At 58.8% G+C, this 16,749-nt stretch carries 9 protein-coding genes and 6 pseudogenes; 4 read left to right on the top strand and 11 right to left on the bottom strand.

All coding sequences use genetic code 11. The features are described 5' to 3' along the window. Positions 1–509 (bottom strand): IS256 family transposase (locus YU3_RS0133210; protein WP_027170205.1); only part of this gene is annotated, 509 nt, incomplete at its 3' end. 100 nt (positions 510–609) lie between these two features. Between YU3_RS0133210 and YU3_RS40080 the strand changes: the two are divergent. Then, positions 610–1,122: pseudogene (locus tag YU3_RS40080) on the top strand (IS30 family transposase); the annotation flags it as partial. A gap of 671 nt (positions 1,123–1,793) precedes the next feature. Here YU3_RS40080 and YU3_RS0133200 read toward each other — a convergent pair. Continuing rightward, positions 1,794–4,256, bottom strand: a complete 2,463-nt coding sequence (locus tag YU3_RS0133200) for a CoA transferase (RefSeq protein ID WP_027170204.1) — start codon at positions 4,254–4,256, stop codon at positions 1,794–1,796. A gap of 723 nt (positions 4,257–4,979) precedes the next feature. Beyond that, positions 4,980–5,155, bottom strand: a pseudogene (locus tag YU3_RS40070) (ATP-binding protein); the annotation flags it as partial. Positions 5,156–5,438: 283 nt separating this feature from the next. Here YU3_RS40070 and YU3_RS38145 point away from each other — a divergent pair. Further along, positions 5,439–5,764, top strand: a pseudogene (locus YU3_RS38145) (integrase core domain-containing protein); the annotation flags it as partial. A gap of 42 nt (positions 5,765–5,806) precedes the next feature. Here YU3_RS38145 and YU3_RS0133190 read toward each other — a convergent pair. From YU3_RS0133190 to YU3_RS38140, 4 genes are all read right to left on the bottom strand, one after another. Next, positions 5,807–6,958 carry an acyl-CoA dehydrogenase gene (locus YU3_RS0133190; RefSeq protein ID WP_027170202.1) on the bottom strand — a complete coding sequence of 384 codons (1,152 nt, stop codon included), beginning with the start codon at positions 6,956–6,958 and terminating at the stop codon, positions 5,807–5,809. A 40-nt stretch (positions 6,959–6,998) separates the two neighbouring features. After that, entirely contained in the window at positions 6,999–8,195 is a 1,197-nt protein-coding gene (locus YU3_RS0133185) for an acyl-CoA dehydrogenase family protein (protein WP_027170201.1), read from the bottom strand. A 94-nt stretch (positions 8,196–8,289) separates the two neighbouring features. Continuing rightward, entirely contained in the window at positions 8,290–9,081 is a 792-nt protein-coding gene (locus YU3_RS0133180) for a carnitinyl-CoA dehydratase (protein WP_027170200.1), read from the bottom strand. Next, positions 9,074–11,152 (bottom strand): acetate--CoA ligase family protein, encoded by a 2,079-nt coding sequence (locus YU3_RS38140; protein WP_036260172.1) that lies wholly within the window; start codon positions 11,150–11,152, stop codon positions 9,074–9,076. Before YU3_RS38140 ends, YU3_RS0133180 begins: the two co-directional genes overlap by 8 nt. Before the next feature lie 1,194 nt (positions 11,153–12,346). On the opposite strand from YU3_RS38140, the gene YU3_RS38135 reads away from it, so the two are divergent. Next, positions 12,347–12,973, top strand: coding sequence for a DDE-type integrase/transposase/recombinase (locus YU3_RS38135; RefSeq protein ID WP_198021762.1), 627 nt, complete (start codon positions 12,347–12,349; stop codon positions 12,971–12,973). Between the two features lie 7 nt (positions 12,974–12,980). Here YU3_RS38135 and YU3_RS38130 read toward each other — a convergent pair. From YU3_RS38130 to YU3_RS0133145, 3 genes and pseudogenes are all read right to left on the bottom strand, one after another. Continuing rightward, positions 12,981–13,400 (bottom strand): annotated as a pseudogene (locus tag YU3_RS38130) (IS66 family transposase zinc-finger binding domain-containing protein); the annotation flags it as partial. 152 nt (positions 13,401–13,552) lie between these two features. Continuing rightward, positions 13,553–14,512: a 3-hydroxyacyl-CoA dehydrogenase NAD-binding domain-containing protein gene (locus tag YU3_RS0133150; protein ID WP_027170197.1), complete on the bottom strand. Its 960-nt coding sequence runs from the start codon at positions 14,510–14,512 to the stop codon at positions 13,553–13,555. A gap of 574 nt (positions 14,513–15,086) precedes the next feature. Further along, entirely contained in the window at positions 15,087–15,971 is an 885-nt protein-coding gene (locus YU3_RS0133145) for a 3-keto-5-aminohexanoate cleavage protein (protein WP_027170196.1), read from the bottom strand. Between the two features lie 280 nt (positions 15,972–16,251). Here YU3_RS0133145 and YU3_RS40065 point away from each other — a divergent pair. Then, positions 16,252–16,443 (top strand): annotated as a pseudogene (locus YU3_RS40065) (IS5/IS1182 family transposase); the annotation flags it as partial. A 95-nt stretch (positions 16,444–16,538) separates the two neighbouring features. Here YU3_RS40065 and YU3_RS41445 read toward each other — a convergent pair. Then, positions 16,539–16,749: pseudogene (locus YU3_RS41445) on the bottom strand (YecA family protein); the annotation flags it as partial.

Here is a 16,749-nt window from a genome sequence, read left to right as displayed (position 1 = left end):
ACCTTCTCGTAGCGGGCGTCGAGGATGAGGTAGGCAAAGGGCTCTTGCAGCGGCCGCTCGGCAAAGGCCTTCAGGCTCTCGTCGAGCCGCTTGTTGATGGCCGAGATCGACGAGGCCGAGAAGGCATGGCCGCACAGCTCTTCCGTGATCGCCTTCACCTTGCGGGTCGACACGCCCTGAACATACATCTCCGCAAGCGTCGCCACCAAGGCGCGCTCGGAACGCTGGTAACGTTCGAACAGTTCGGTCGAGAAGCGGCCGGCCCGGTCTTGCGGAACACGCAGCTCAAGCTTGCCGACCCGCGTGACAAGGGTGCGGCCGTAATAGCCCGAGCGATAGCCCAGCCGCTCCGGCGTGCGCTCGCTCTTCGAAGCACCCAGCGCCTCGTCCATCTCGGCCTCGAGCACCTCCTGCATCACCGCACGGATCACTTCGTGCAGCCCATCCGGGTTCGAAAGCAGAATGTCTTTGACGGCAGCGCTGGCGGATTTACCTTCTGTCTTGGTCATGGTGGCGTTCCTTCGCGGGAATCAGGTGACGTTGAACATCACCAGCCTGCCATGACCGCCCTCTCTCGGCGAATTTGCAGAACTCTCAGCACACTACCCAGAAATAGGCGACAGAGCGGTGCCAGGCCACTGGGAGGGTGATCTCATTCTCGGTCTCGGCAGCCCAGCGATCGGCACGCTAGTCGAACGTACGACACGGTTCACAATGCTCCTGCACCTGCCGCGCATGGAACGCCAGGAAGGATAAGTCTGTCAAAAACGGCTCGGCTCTTGCCGGGCACGGCCCCGAAGCGGTCCGCGACGCCATCCCGGGACCATCATGGAACTACCAGGGCACCTGCGCCGATCCTTGACTTGGGACCAGGGCGCGGAGATGGCGCAGCATGCACAGCTCCGTATCGAGACTGGACTGAAGATCTACTTCTGCGACCCTCAAAGCCCTTGGCAGCGCGGCAGCAAAGAAAACACCAACGGCTTGCTGCGTCAGTACTTTCCGAAAGGCACGGATCTCAGCCAGCACGGGACCAATGAACTCAGCGCTGTAGCCGATGCTCTGAATACCGGGCCTCGCAAGACGCTGGATTGGCGCACACCTGCAGTGGCTCTCGACTAGTTGCTCAAACAAGATATGATCGAGGTGTTGCGACGACCGGTTGAATCTGCCTTGAACTCCGCGATCGGGATGGTGCACGAGATCCCCAGGAGCAGGCTGGCGATTGGGGATGACCATCTTGAGGGCCTCAATGGCAAGGCTTGCTCTGAGATGCGTATCCAAACTCCACCGGACCACCCTGCGGCTAAAGGCGTCAAGCACAGCGGCAAGGAAAGTAAACTCCTCAGCCAGATGGTGATATCGGCAACCCGTCACTGTTGCCAACCAGCCGCTGGATTATCGGCTATCATCCCCGGCTTTTCTATTCCGACATCGACACCCTCATGTCATTCTCGGCCGCGAGAGTTTTGTTGCTGGGAGAAGTGTGGCAGAACGCCCTATGATCACCTAGTGGCGCGCGACCACGGCGAGCTACTGATGCCCGGCCATAAAGCCTTCATCACACATCACCAGTCAGCGCGACCAGGCCAAACCCCTGACGCGTCATCTCGCCGAAGCGTGCTCTGCGAACTCATCTCCGCCAGATACGAGCGCAGGTCCATTCTCCCCATCGCCAACCAGCCATTTGGCGAATGGAAGAAGGTCTTCCCGATCCCGCTATGTGCTCACTGTCGCTGCTCCACTCTTTCGATCGAAGCTTCGGGGTTGATAGCTGACGCGTCTGCCAGATGTCAGTCCGGCAGATATTTCTCCGACCAACTGGTGCCCGCCACGCCTTCCGCGATCATGGCGTCAATCTCGCCGCTTGAATAGCCCAGGCGCCCGAGAACCAATCGCGTATGACTGCCATATTTGGACATCGGTCCCGGTATGGTTATCTTGCTGTTTCGCGGCCGCACTGCATTTGGCGGCACGAGGTCGACCCAACGCCCCATCGGGTGCGTGTTATGGCGGACGACGCGGTAGGTCGCCCGAGATATATCGAGATCGCCATCGCTCTCGTGGACGAGAGCGGCATCGTGTGTCTTCTTGAGCGATCCGAGCGGCACTGCCGAACTCTTCCCTTTGATATTTCTGCGCCAAAACATCGCGGGGCGGCTCCTGAAGCGTTCCGCCAGTTTCGGCTTCAGCTCCGCTTCCGAAAACTGCGCAAGGTCCGCCAACTCCGAAACTCGTGTCAGCGCGCCAAAACGCTCCGTTGGGGCAGCAAAGAAGATCCAGCCGTCCGAAGCCTCGTAGCACTGGTAAAAAGGCCCCCAGCCGATCACCTGGCGTCCTGAAGGTTCGTCAAACGGCGCCCTACCGGCGTAGTCGTACATGAATTGAGCCTGTATCAGGCTGCTAGCGGCGGCCAGCGAAGTGCGTGCCACGCCGCCTTTGCCAGTGTCCTGCCTGCGAAGCAGTGCGGCGCCGAGGGCGATGCAGCCGCAGAAGCCGCCGAGCACGTCGATCGTGCCGGCATGTGCGTGCTCCTCCGGCGTCTGCATGCCGCCGCCGAAGCGCATCATGATGCCAGTTGCCGCCTGAACGGTGTCGTCATAGCCTAGATGGTCGGATTTCGGGCCCCGCCGCAGGCCGCCCCAAGCGTCGAGCTGGACCATGATGAGCCGCGGATTGATTGCGGCAAGCCCGTCCGCAGTGAGATTGAGTCGAGCGCATTGCGCGTCGGTTGCGTTGACGATGACGACATCGACCTGCGCCAGGAGCCTGTGCAGCACTTCCTGTCCCGCCTCTTTTCGAAGGTTGACGAGGATGCTTTCTTTTCCACGCTGCGCCTGCAGGCCGCAAATCACGGAATTCGAGGGGTCGGCCGAGGGGTCGACGGGCTGTAGCGTGGTGACTTGCGCTCCGTAGCGAACGAGCGTCGATCCGATAGTCGGGCCGGCGATTACGTTGGTTAGGTCGAGGACCTTCAAGCCGTTGAGCCAGCCGCCTCGCCCTTCCTTGCCGCCGCCTTTGCGTACAGGCTCGGAGAGCAGCCTTTGCAGGTCGGCCGGGATGGGGCCGCGCTTGTCGGCCGCGCCGGTATCATTGATCAGCCAGGCGACATTGCCCATCTGGTACATGCGCCCGCGGCGGGTATCCTCGACTTCCAAGATAAGCCCCGAGGCAAGTGCATGGGGGTCAGCTAGCCACTCCTCTGAGAAACGTTGCGCGGTGGCGGGCGCCCGCGCCGCGCCGAACAGAGCCTCCCATTCGTGCGATGGCTTAGTCAGGAACGCCTGCTTCATCGCGGCTGAAATCCGATGCCGGTCGCTGGGCCCGACGGGAGAGGCACGCTGCGTCCACTCGGAAGGCCAGTCCGCAACGTCGAGGTAGGCGGAAAAATCCGGCAGGCCCTCCGCAAGTTCGGTCAGCCCCAGAACCTCCAAAGCCCGCTTGGGGTGGCCCGAGATCGAAGTCGACACCAGGTAGAAGCCGCGGCCGTCCGCGCAGGTATAGTTTCTGTAAAACGGATCGAGAAACTCCGACAACTCGCCGAATTGAAGATTGAGCGGCAGGTTATCCCTCAACCTGCGCTCCAGTTCCAGTTCGCGCGGCGACTTGTATCGACTCGGGAAGTTCTCCATCTCGAGGCAATTGTAAACCAATCCCTCGAGCAAAGCGGAGGCGAGCGGCACTTCAATTGTATCGCCGCCGTTCCTATCTCGGGCGTACAGCGCGAATAGCACCGCGTGCGCGCCGAAGCTGGCGCCATAAGCCGAGGCGAGCGTCAGAGGCGAGAAGGACGGGTTGATCCCCATGAGGCGACGATTGAGGCCCATGTCGGTGAACTGCCCGGTATAGGCGGCGATCACCGCCTCCCACGCGGCGAGATCGCGAAGCGCGGGATCAGTGGAGGCGAAGCCGGGCAGCGAAAGATAGATCAACCCGTCGTTCGCCGCGCTTAGCACGTCGGCGCCAAGCCCCAGGCGTTGCATCACCCCGGGGCGGAAGTTCTCGATGACAACATCAGAACGCCGTGCCAGTTCAATGGCGACGGCCCGACCCTCCTTCGACTTGAGGTCGAGAGTCAAGCACTGCTTTCCCCGGGAGATCATGTCAAAGGCCGGGTTGTCGAAGGCAATGCCGTGGGGCGGATCGATCCGGATGACTTCGGCGCCAAGGTCGGCCAGCATCAAGCCGACGAGCGGTCCTGCGAGATACTGCCCGAAGTCGAGCACCCGCACATTCGAAAGGGGCCTTGTCGTCACCAACTCACTACCTCCGCAAGGGTTTGCAGTTCAGCGATCAGCTACTGCGTGATCTGGTCCAAACTTCTAAGGTTCCATAGTATTCATTAGCTACTAGTTTGGCGTCGATTGCATCGACTGCCCCGAGTCAATCTCCAGACCGGCAACGTCGTGAACTCGTGCCAGCTTCGGCATTTACGCCTGCGGCCTCCTCGAAGAGTTTAGCCCCTGCCTTGGCCTTCGAAACCCTCAGCGGTCATTGCAAGGATGCTCGTGGTCGACTGAACGATCTGAATCGTTTCGCTGTGTGGCAAAATGGATCGAATGGCACAGGCAAAAAATGTCCACCGCTCGCGATCAAGCGCGGCGTTGAGCTTACAAAATTCGGGATCGGCGGGATATACCGGGAGGTCCATTTGGGCATGGGGCAGCGGACGAGTAACATGATCTATCGCTTTCCTCCAGTCACAGAGTGCTGCGGAGAACGCTACCCGTTTTCGCTTGGAGACGGTTTGAATTTTTGAGAATTATTGTGACCCAATATTTGCACGTCGTATTCTAAGATACACATTAATTTCTAGTTTAGGATTGCGGGTTGCGTATTCCGATTCATTCGGCGACCATTCCGATTTGAAGGGGGCCATTTTTCGGACTGATCCAGGGTCTCGTTGATGTTTGGGTTGGGGTTTGTTTAAGGTCAACATTCGGTGTTTTCGGGTACGAGTGGCGGGCGCTGTTTTCGCATATGCTTTCACCGGTGAGATCGATGCGATAGGCATTGCCAACGAGGCCATCCAGGATGGCGTCGGCCAAGGTTGGGTTTGCAATAATCTCCCACCAGCGATCACAGGAACCTGACTTGTGACGGTGGTTGAGCGTCGTTCGTAGCGTTCCTCAATGATCTCCGGGAGATCGCGGCGGTTGGTCGTCATTGAGTTTTTCCGGTCCTCCGGTCTCCAGTCATCGAGGATAGCAGGTTGGCCATGGCAAGAGGTTTACAGCCGGGGAACCCGGTGGTAGGCGACTGAGAATGGTGGCCGGTTTCACGTCGGAAGCGGCAGCGGTGGCTGGCGAAATAAGTCTTGGCAGTTGTGCGCCCAAAAGTGCGTCGCGACGATGTCGCCGCCATTTTTTTAATTCTTTGCCGGTATGCCTGATTTTTTGGAACCTGCGCAACGAGCCATTACTGGGCCCGCGTTCTCGCTGTCGTCCCTCTCGCGCTTCCCGCCGCCGGTCGATCCGCGGTTCAGCTACCCTGGCGAGAATGTGATCGCGGCTCTCGAAGGAGCATATCGCAAGGCCGGATATCCGGAGACGATCCGGATCGACCAGAGCTCCGAGTTAATCTCTCGCGACCTCAACCTGTGGGCCTACCAGAGAGGTCTTGAACAGCACTTCTCCCGGCCGGGAAAGCCGACGGACAAAGCATTCATCTAATCGTTCAACGGCAAGTTGAGGACGGAATGCCTGAACGCGCACTGGTTCCTTAGCTTGACGACGCCCGCGCTAAAATGGAGGAATTGCGTCGCGATGTGATCACCTTTTGCCGGAAGTGGATGATCTGGTTCAATTCAGTGGGGATCAATGAGGCCACCCAGCGCCGCAAGCCTCCTCAGATGATGGTCTCCATCGCCAAATAGCCTTTCGATCATTGCAGCACGCTTGAAATAATGACCAATACTGTACTCCATTGTCATCCCGATGGCGCCATGGAGTTGGATCGACTGGTGGCCTATCGCCTTTGCCGACCTGCCGATCTGCACTTTCGCCGCCGATACCGCTCGCTCGCGCTTAGTGGCGTCGCATTCACTAACCATCATGGCAGCGTACATAGCCATGGAACGTGACTGCTCCAATTCGACTAATATGTCGACAGCGCTGTGCTGCAGCACTTGAAAGGTGCCGATCTTCCTACCGAATTGCTCCCGGGTCTTGAGATAGTCGACTGTGATGGTTTGCATCTTGATGAAGCATCCGACCGCTTCCGCACAGAGAGCTGCAACAGCCTCGTCAGCCACACGCGAGATAATTGGCAACGACCCTGCCGGATCTCCAATAACCTGGGCGAATCGGACTGGCACGTTGTGTAGTGTGATCTCGGCCGCACGGAGACCGTCCTGTGTTGCATAGCCGCGGCGTGCCAGGCCGGGCGCTTCTGCATCAACTAGGAACAAGCCGATCCCATCCGTGTCCCGTGTGTCACCGGCCGTTCGCGCCGTAACGACGATCTTGTCGGCCGCATCACCACAGAGGACTAGCCCCTTGGCACCATTTAGAGTCCAACCGTCCGCGTCTCTCGTAGCCTTCGTCTCGACGTCGAAGAGATCGTAACGCGACTGTGGCTCCGCATAAGCGAAGGCAAGTTTCATGCTGCCTTTCGCAATTTGCGGGATGATGTCCATTTTTTGCTGCTCGCTGGCTCCGTAGCGAAGGACACCGCCTGCAAGGACCACGGTGGCGAAATAGGGCTCGAGGATCAACGCCTTGCCGAAGGCCTCCATGACGGTCATGATGTCAATGGCACCTCCACCGAATCCGCCATGTTTCTCGGCGAAGGGCAACGCAAGAAGACCTAACTCGGCATAGCGTGCCCACATAGCTTCACTGTAACCCGCCTTATCCTCTTGGTAGCTTCTGCGATGGTCAAACGTGTACCAATCTGCAATTAGCCGTTCGACGCTGTCTTGAAGAAGCCTTTGTTCGTCTGATAAGTCAAAGTTCACGCTGGAATACTCCTAAGCCTCGCGTTAGATCCTCAAAGGTTCACAAGCCGAGGATCGCCTTGGCGATGATGTTTTTCTGAATCTCGCTGGAGCCCGAATAGATGGATGCCGCCCGGCTGGAGAAATAAGCTGGAGCTATCATGGCGGCCCAGCCCGGGCCGATGTTTGGCGTGTCTCCCGTCATTCTTTCCTTTTCTGAAAAGTAGGGAAGGGCGTAGGGGCCGACCAAATCCATCAGTAGCTCGGCTGTCGCCTGTTCGATTTCGGAGCCCTTGAGCTTGAGGATCGAACTTGCAGCATCTTGCGCGCCACTCTGTTGCATTGGTGCCTCGGCGACCACGCGCAGCTGGGTCATCTCGAGCGCCTTAAGCTGGACTTCTACAGCGCAAACCTTTTCTCGAAACGCAGCTTGGTCCGCAAGCCTCCCACCGCCAAGACCAGTGCGAGCCGCTAGTTCCTTGATGCGCTGGATGCGCGCCTTGCAAATGCCTACCGAGGCGTCGATAGCGCGCTCGTTTCCAAGAAGATATTTGGCATAGTCCCAACCCTTGTTCTCTTCGCCAACGAGATTCTCAGTCTGAACACGCACGCCGTCAAGAAATACCTCACAAACATCATGGCCGCCGTCGATTAACTGGATCGGTCGCACTGTAATGCCGGGCGACTTCATATCGATCAGAAGGAACGAGATGCCCTGCTGCTTCTTCACATCGGGATTCGTTCTAACCAAACAGAACATCCAATCTGCGTATTGTGCCGCTGAAGTCCAGATCTTCTGGCCTTCGACGAGGTAATGGTCACCATCGCGCACGGCCCGTGTCCTGAGCGAAGCGAGGTCCGAGCCTGCGCCCGGCTCGGAAAAGCCTTGGCACCACCAGTCGTCCACATTAGCAATACGCGGAAGGTAATACTTCTTTTGTACCTCATTGCCGAACGTGTATATTACTGGCGCGACCAGAGCAGCGCCGTAATCGTAAGTCGTCCGCGCAGGATAGGCTTGTACCTCCTCCTCGAATATGTAATGTTGAACAGGTGTCCACCCAGCACCTCCATATTGCTTCGGCCAATTTGGTATACCGAGCTTATTTAGGACACGCGCACCAGCAACCATCTCGCTTTTCGAGAGTTTATGGCCTTCCAGCAATTTGCGCTGTATGTCAGACGGAACGTTGTCGCGAAGGTATTTTTTTATTTCTATACGAAATGCAGTCTCTTCGTCTGTGAAAGCGAGATCCATTCGGATTACCCCTAGTTAGATCGAACTTGCCTTTGGGAGGACGACACAAATTCCGTACAGCGAGACCCGGCCACTACTATGTTCCTGCACCCCATCACCTGCCCTTCCAAACCGGCTTGCGCTTTTCGGCGAAGGCGATGTAACCCTCCCTACTGTCCTCGGAGGCCGACAGCCTGTTGACTGTTACAAGTTCCCGTCGTGCCATCCTGTGCATCGCGTCCTGGAAAGTCAGCGCCTCGGCCACCCGTGCGGTCTCCTTGATCGCCGCGAAGACTAGCGGCGGGCCGCTGGCGAGCAGCCGCGCGATCTCCCAGACGCGGTCCTCGAGCTTTTCCTTGGGCAGCACTTCGTTAACCAGGCCCCAGCGCCGCGCCTCGTCGGCATCCATCCAGCGGCCGGTGAACAGAAGGTCCATGGCGATGTGGTAGGGAATGCGCTTCGGCAGCTTGATCGTCGCGGCGTCGGCCAGCGTGCCGGCGCGAATTTCGGGCAGCGCGAAGGAGGAATGGTCCGAGGCGTAGATGAGGTCGCAGGACAGCGCCAGCTCGAGGCCGCCGCCTACTGCCATGCCGTTGACACAGGCGATCACCGGCTTGTTGAGGTCAGGCAATTCCTGCAGCCCACCAAAGCCGCCGACGCCGAAGCCATCCGAGTCGCTCTCGCCGGTGTCACCGGCTGCCGCCGCTTTCAGGTCCCAGCCGGCGCAGAAGAACTTGTCGCCGGCGGTTTTGACGATGGCAACACGCAGTTCCGGATCGTCGCGGAACACCTTGAACGTCTCGCCCATTATCCGCGAGGTCGTGGGATCAATGGCGTTGGCCTTCGGCCGATCTAGCGTGACTTCGAGGATCGCGTTTTCGCAGCGGGTGGTGATAACGTCAGCCATTTTTCCTCTCTCCAAGCACGAGCAGGGCGTCCGCGATCCAGGCGCCCTTGCCTTCGGCGCACACGATCAGCGGGTTGATGTCGAGTTCCTCGATCTCGCCTTCGTTCTTCTGCACGAAGTCGGCAATGCCGGCGATGGCGTCGATGGCGGCATTGACGTCGGCCTTGGGCCGGCCGCGATAGCCTTCGAGGAGAGGATAGAGCTTGAGCCCACGCAATGCCGCCTCGATGTCGTCGCGCGTCGCCGGCAGCATCAGGGTCACGCTGTCGCGAAACAGCTCGACCAGCACGCCGCCAGTGCCGAGCGTCATCACCGCGCCGAACATCGGATCGCGGGTGAATCCGACGATCAGCTCGGCGACAGCGTCGCGCACCATGCGCTCGGCATAGAGCCCGGTGCCGAGCGGCAGAAGCTCATGCGCGGCGGCGCTGACGGATTCGGCGTCCTTGAGGTTCAGCCTAACAGCGCCGAGCTCCGACTTGTGAGCAACGCCAAGAGCCTTAACGGCCACCGGAAAGCCAATCGCCTCGGAAAACGCCCCCGCCTCGTCCGGGTCTCCTGCGCGCACACCCTTAGGGACCGGACAACCGGCATTGATTAGTCGCGCCTTCGTCTCCGCTTCATCGAGAATGAGGCGTTTGTTTGCGGTCACCATGTGAGGAGATGCACCAATCGATTCAGGTTGTGGCCTACGCCAAGCCGCCCCAACGAAAACCGCCGCCTCAACAGCGCTCATCGCTTCGGAGAAGCCAGACAATGGCACCGCACCTGAACCGATCATCTGGGCAGCGTAGTTTTCAGGCATGTTCTCGGGCAGCGTCGAAATGATCGCGCCTCGCGCACGCGTGTTCTTCAACGCCGTTTCGAAGGCGCGCGCTACCGTGAACCTGTCGGCACCCAGACATCGGTCATCTCGTGGGAAGTCGAGAACCAGCAGGTTCAGGTCGAAGTCACCCGAGACCATAGCGGTGAAGGTCTCGATCAAAGCTGGCTCATTGCTCCAGATGAACGTGTTATAGTCGAGCGGATTGGCAATCGCGACCAGCGGCCCTAGTGTCGCTCTCAGTTTCGCCGATTGGTCAACATCTAGCGGTGGGAAATGTACGCGACGGCCTTCCGCGCTATCAGCCATTACGGAAGCTTCCCCGCCCGAGCAACTCATCGACGACAAGCGATAGCCAGGCAGAGGGCCAGTCACGTGCAAAAGCTTCAGAGTTTCGATGAGAATGGGAATGGATTCAACCCGCGCGATTCCAAGCCGCCTCAGAAAGGCACCGGATGCGGCATCCGAGCCAGCAAGCGAACCGGTGTGCGATACCGTCGCCCGCTGCGCTTGCTCGGAACGGCCAACTTTTAACGCCACAATCGGCTTCCTGAGTTCCCGTGCGCGGGCGGCGAGCCGTTCGAAGCCGGCCACGGATTCGAAGCCCTCTATATGCAACCCTAGCGCGGTGACGCGGTCGTCCTCGACCAGCCCCAACGCCATCTCCGAAAGCCCCGTCTGCGCCTGGTTGCCGGCGGTCATTATGAAAGCGATCGGAAGACCCCTCTTTTGCATCGTGATGTTAATGGCGATGCTCGATGACTGGGTAATAATACCAACGCCCCGGCCGCTCTCAGGCAACCTGACGCCACCATGTTCGTCCGGCCACAAAAGCGCACCGTCGGCATAGTTGATCATCCCGTAGCAATTCGGACCGATGATCGGCATTTCGCCGGCCGCAACAACGAGTTCGGCCTGCAGGCGCTTGCCGTCTTCGTCAAGAGCTCCAGTCTCGCTGAAACCAGCAGCATAACAGACGGCCCCGCCCGCACCGCGTTCGACCAGACCTTTAACGACCTCTACCGTAAGATTCCGATTCACGCCGATGAACGCCGCGTCTGGAGCGGCGGGAAGATCGGCGGCGGACCGGTAAACCTGTCGATCTCCGACCTTATCCTTCGACGGATGCACGGGCCAAATCTGGCCAGCAAAACCCAATCTGATAGACTGCGCGACAACAGCGGCAGCCGCTTCGCCGCCGAAAACTGCTATCGACTTTGGGCGAAGAAAACGTTCAAGTCTGTGCATTTACTTTTCCTAGGGCTGCGCCGCTGTGCTTGCGAACGGACCATAATCACGGTTACAGCACCCATCGCTGTGGAGATGGATCCCACCGGATCAGAATGTGCGTGGAGACATCCAGCGTCACGTCCATCGTCTCACGACGTAATCGCGGATGGCCGAGCACAGTGCGAGCCCGAGTTCCGCTCGAGTGCAACGAACGCCTCGTCGGCTTGGGTGAGCGAAAGCACTCGTGCAAGGTCGCATTGAGACGCTCTCGCCGATGGATTCGCTGACACGCCGCAAAACATAGGCGTGTTGTCTGCCCCACAGGTAGTCTTCCCCCCAAAAAAGACGAAGCCGTTGACCCGACCGATAGAGTTCCACGAATGCTCGCAAAGGGATTGTTCGGGGCGAGGTCCAGACGGTAGACGACCGATATTATGCCATGATGGCACGTCACACTATGTGCAACATGACCGTTGGCCCCCAGGATAATAGAGGGAAATAGCCTCCTGTGACCACGAACAGGTCAAGCTTTCTTGGGATCGTGAGGCGCACAGGCGGGTGTGCCGTCTCAAGAACAGAATCGCGAAGTAGCTCATTTTACACTCCTAGTGACGTTTGATAACTTTGTTGATCACCAAACAGGGGGTGGCGGCCGATCGTTAAATCTGGCGGATTCTTCATGCGTCTCAGGTGCCCGTCAAATATTTATTGTCGCTGCCGACTATCTCGAAGACAGATGGCTGGCTGTGGTCGCTGGTCGGCAGATCCAGCCCATTTAATACACGGCGATGAGCTATCGGCGGCCTGAAGTGGCGATCTGGTCGCTTTGCGGTGCGTTTCCCCCTCCTCATCGGGCGCCGGCGGTGATCCGTCGTGATGGCAAGCGGGGTTTGGAGGTTGCGGTCGGCGGGTTCGTTTCGGGGCGTCTGCGCCCCATCGTTATGTCACGAGCCATGGGATGCGATCGAGGACTGTCGCATTGCCACACGGAGATTGTTACCGAGCGGCTTCGTTGCCTCACCTAAAGTGTTACCCCGTGAAGGCGCATTCCGGCATAATGCCTCGCCATGAACGAGGGATCATGAAGACGAAGATGACGCATGCCATGCGGATGGTGAGCGCCGCCACGATCGGCCGCTTGCTCCAGATGCCGAGGCGCAAGGGCCGTTCGAAAAAGCCGAGAGTTGTGCCGGAGCCCGGCGGCGCATCAAAATGCGCACCTTTGCTGAATGGAATGAGCCGCTTCCCGGCAGCATGGATCTGGTGGCTCATTCCGGGGAGGTCAACCGCGGCAGTCACGTTCACAGCCTGGTTCTGACCGATATCGCCAGCGGATGGACGGAGACCGCGCCCATCCTCGTTCGAGAAGGCACCCTCGTGGTTGAAACGCTCGAGCGTATCCGCGCGGGCTTACCCTTCGCTCTGAGCGCGCTGGATGTGGACAACGGTAGCGAGTTCGTCAACAACAAGCTGATCGAATATTTCCTGGGTCACGGCATCGAACTCACCTGCTCGCGGCCCTACCGCAAGAACGACCAAGCGTGGATAGAGCAGAAAAATGGCGCCGTTGTACGGAAGCTCTTGGGCTATCGGCGCTTCGAAGGTCTGGCGGCGGCTAGGGCCATCACGCGGCTCTACGGACCCCTCGTTCAAGCTGCTGCCAAGCAGCGCGACGGGGCGAAGGTAACCAAGCGCTATCATCCACCGCCGACGCCCTGTCATCGTCTCCTGCAAGCGGAAGCTGTCCCAATGGCCACCAAGAGCAAGTTGCGCGAGATTGCCGCCGGCCTGCACAGCACGCATCTCCTCCAGAACTTTAGCGGATCAAGGCCGACCTGATCGGCCGTGTCGACAGCGGCAAGTCGATCCCCTCGGCCTTGAAGCGCGCGCTCTGGCGGTTGAGTGGAGAATGCATGCCGAACTTGTCGAACAGGATCGTCGCCAGCAGCTGCGGGCCGATGAAGCCGCGTGGCGTGGCATGGAACGGCGCCGGCGGCTGGCTGATCTTCCCGCAGTCGCGGGAGGTGAACTTTTCACGCACCGTCTCGATCAGTTTGAACCGGCGCGGGATCTCTTCCAGCGTCTCGGTCACATCCTCGCCCAGCTTCGACAGCCGCGGTCCGCCGCAGCAGGTGCAAGTGGTGGGAGGCTCGATGACGACGAGCTCGCGCTCGATATTCTCTGGCCAGGGTTTACGCACTGGCCGCTTGCGCGTGAAGGAATGCACGCTCTGGGTCTTCGCCGCCGCGGTGGCCGCGGCAAGCTCGTGACGTAACGCGGAAGTCAATTGGCCATCCACCCAGGCAAGGGGCAAAAACCTTGTCATAGAGTCAGATTCGGCCAACCGCGCCCGTTTGTGCGCCTTGCCGTTCAAAAGCGGCGGTAGATCGATCTGTCCAACTTTCTGACTCAGTAAGATTAGGTGTTCTTGGCCGGCTGCAATGCAGCTCGAATTGCCACCACCCCTACATCTCGCAATTCCATGAGCTCGGCTTGGCCGTTGGCGGCAATGCCTTTCAATACGTCTTCGCCATATGCTCGCATCAATTGTCGGTCTGGCTGGAAGTCTGGCGGCGCCAGGTACCGCTCCATCTCGTCGGCGAGACCTTCTGCGTAGTCGCCATAAGCGGTTGGGTTTCGCGCCCCAAGAAATAATGCCGATGATGCGCCCATAACAGCCCACCTTATGGCTGGGCCAGAAGCAATAGCCCTGTCGATCGCCTGAAGGTCAGCTACTCCTTGAGACGCTATGTAGAGAATTTCCCTCAAAACCGCGTATTGAATTCTATTCCCAATATAACCGGCGATCTCCCGGTCAAGTGAGACCACTTCGCATCCTGTTGATATATAAAATTCGGATGCCGCAGCCGCTGCCAGCGAGGCGGCGTCGCCACCCGCAATCTCCACAAGAGGCACGAGGTATGGTGGATTGAAGGGATGACCAATCAGGATGCGCTCTGGATGCCGGACTCCCCTTCTCAAATCGGCGGCGAGGAAACCTGAAGAACTCGAAGCGATGACAACATTAGGCGCCGTGAGAGCATCGATTTCGCCAATCAGTTTAATCTTGGCGTCGATGTTTTCGGTCGCACTTTCTTGAACGAAGTTCGTATCCTCAAGAGCTTCCTCCATGTCGGTTGTAAAGTGCACGCGCGTAGGCGAGGCATCCGGTGCCATTCCGAGCTTAGCAAGGGCCGGCATTGCCTTGGCCAGGTACTCCCTCAGAAAAGTCGCCCGCTCGGCAGCTGGATCATACACGACGACCTCTAGGCCGGCCCTCATAAAATGCGCGGCCCACCCAGCCCCAATCAGCCCGCCGCCAATGCAAGTGACCCTGGCGATCTGGTTCGCAGCGCCTAGTGTTTTTTGCTCAGTCATTTATCTCTCCAGCAACGAAAGATCGTCCCATAAACGTAGCGCCCCTTCAGGCAACGGCCTCAAGTGTCAACCGGAAAAGGCGCCCGGTCGGCCTGATCACTGAGCCCAAGCAAATCATCTCGAAACACTCGTGAAATCAGCTGTGACAACAGCGAGTTTAGCTTTGCGGGGCAGTTAGCCGTCGGCACTAGGAGGAGACTGGACATTATTGCCGAGACGCTTACAGCCACCGCCGCCTGATGCCGGACAGCAGAGCCGCAGTCCGAGGTGTTTACGACTGCGCCTCGCTTTACGAGCCTCCGAGCTTGCTGCCACGAACGCGGTCTCAAGCCTAGGATCGCCCTGCATCACAAGATCGGCCCAAACTCCTTCGACGGTTTCAAATACTACGGGGAAATCGAAAGTAGCTGAACCAAACCGTGAGCCGGACGGCGGCGCCGGCAGCGTCACGCCGATCGACAAACCAGGTTCCAAGCCCAGAATCCCAAGGCGGCTTCCGACTTGCGACTCCATCGCGGCCTCCATGAGGTGTTATTCCGCTGTCATCGTTCGCTGCACGGGAAACCGAGTGCGGTCATCCGCGCTTTTTGACGCCGAGAATTGCTCGTGCTTCGGCAGGTGTGGCGACGCTGGCGCCCATGCGCTCGATGATCCCAACCGCATTGTCAACGAGCTCGGCATTGGATGCCAGCACCCCACGTCGGAGATAAATGTTATCTTCCAAACCTACCCGGACGTGCCCCCCCATAGCCACCAACTGTCCAACCATCGGCATCTCATCTGCACCGCAGCCAAATCCACCCCAGACTGCCCCAGAAGGCAGAATCTCACGCATCGCCTGCACAGCGCTCGGTACAGCGGGAGCACCATACCCTGTGCTGAGGCAAAATTGGAAAAGGGGGGGACCGTCAATTATGTTTTCGGAGATGAGTTTCTTAGCGACTTCAATGTGGCCTAAATCGAAGCATTCGAGTTCGGGCTTGACACCGGCCTCGCGCATAAGCGTCGCCATCTCTCGCAAATCGGACATCCGCGCAACGAAAATCGCCTCCCCAAAAGCCATCGTTCCGCAATCCAAGGTGCTAAGTTCTGGCTGAAATTTGAGGGCATGGGAGCAGCGTCCAATTGCGCTCTTAAGCGTGCTAGCCTTCCCTATTACTACAGGGTCCAAAGAATGTAGTTCAAGTTCACCATCCATTCCACAGGATAAGTTGATGATGACATCCGTCGCCGCGTCCCTAAGCTTCTTAACAACCTCTTCATAGAGCTCAATTCGGTTTGATGGGGCTCCCGTGTCAGGCTCACGGACGTGAATGTGCACAATCGCAGCCCCAGCCTTTGCAGCTTCCAGTGCGGCCTCCGCGATTTGGGACGGCGTCTTGGGGATATTTGGATGCTTCGCAAGAACCGCAGAACTTCCGCCGGTGACTGCACACGTGACAACGACTTTCCGCGACATTAGAAACTCCTACTTCGGTATTAGTCTGGCGCCATGCTCTCGGGGCGTCGTCGAGTGGTCGTACTACCCGAAGGCTAGGGGCGGGCAGCGAACATTAAATCGGGCAGATTCTTTATTTTGCATCACGTGTTCGTCAAATATTGATTGTCGCCGTCGACCATCTGGATGCGAGATGGCTGTGCGTCGTTCACTGGTCGGAGATCCAGCGGGCTGTTGAAAAAGGCTCGCGACAGTCTCAGGTACGTGGTTCACTCTAACCACGAAGGGGTTGGAATGAATCGTGCGGGGTGGTGACGGACAGGCGGGCGAACTCTTCAGCTACGTGGACCTCGAGGCTCGGGGGCGCGCGATCACCCGTTGCGCCGCATTCGGGCGATTGTGAACGAAGCCCTTTCGGCGTTGGAGCTGGAGTTTTGCGGCGCTGTACTTGCCGATCGGGCGGCCGTCGATCCCGCTGGAGAAGCTGCTGCGGCGATGCTTTTGCAGTAAGCGGTGCACCAAGGCACCTTTCCCGAAGTCGTCTGATGCGTGTATGGTGGTCAGCCGTTAGTCGGCTCGCCGGGGCGATCACTGCGGGTTATCATAACGGGTGACGTAGTGGAGTTCGCGGAGGGCGGGAATGACGAGGGCGATATCTTTGTACGCCTCGTGCTCGATAAAGTGCGCGGTCTCGGGTCCCGGCCTGGGTTTGCCGAGGACGGGCCGCCCTTTTTTGTCGACGCAGTAGATCAGGATCGGCAGCAGCAGGCCGTGGTTGGGGTTCTTGAGGTCGAGTAGC

This window comes from Mesorhizobium sp. WSM3224 (assembly GCF_000427725.1).
GTDB lineage: Bacteria > Pseudomonadota > Alphaproteobacteria > Rhizobiales > Rhizobiaceae > Mesorhizobium.
The sequence above is the reverse complement of the archived record's forward strand: the minus strand, read 5'-3'. Positions and strand labels throughout refer to the sequence as shown.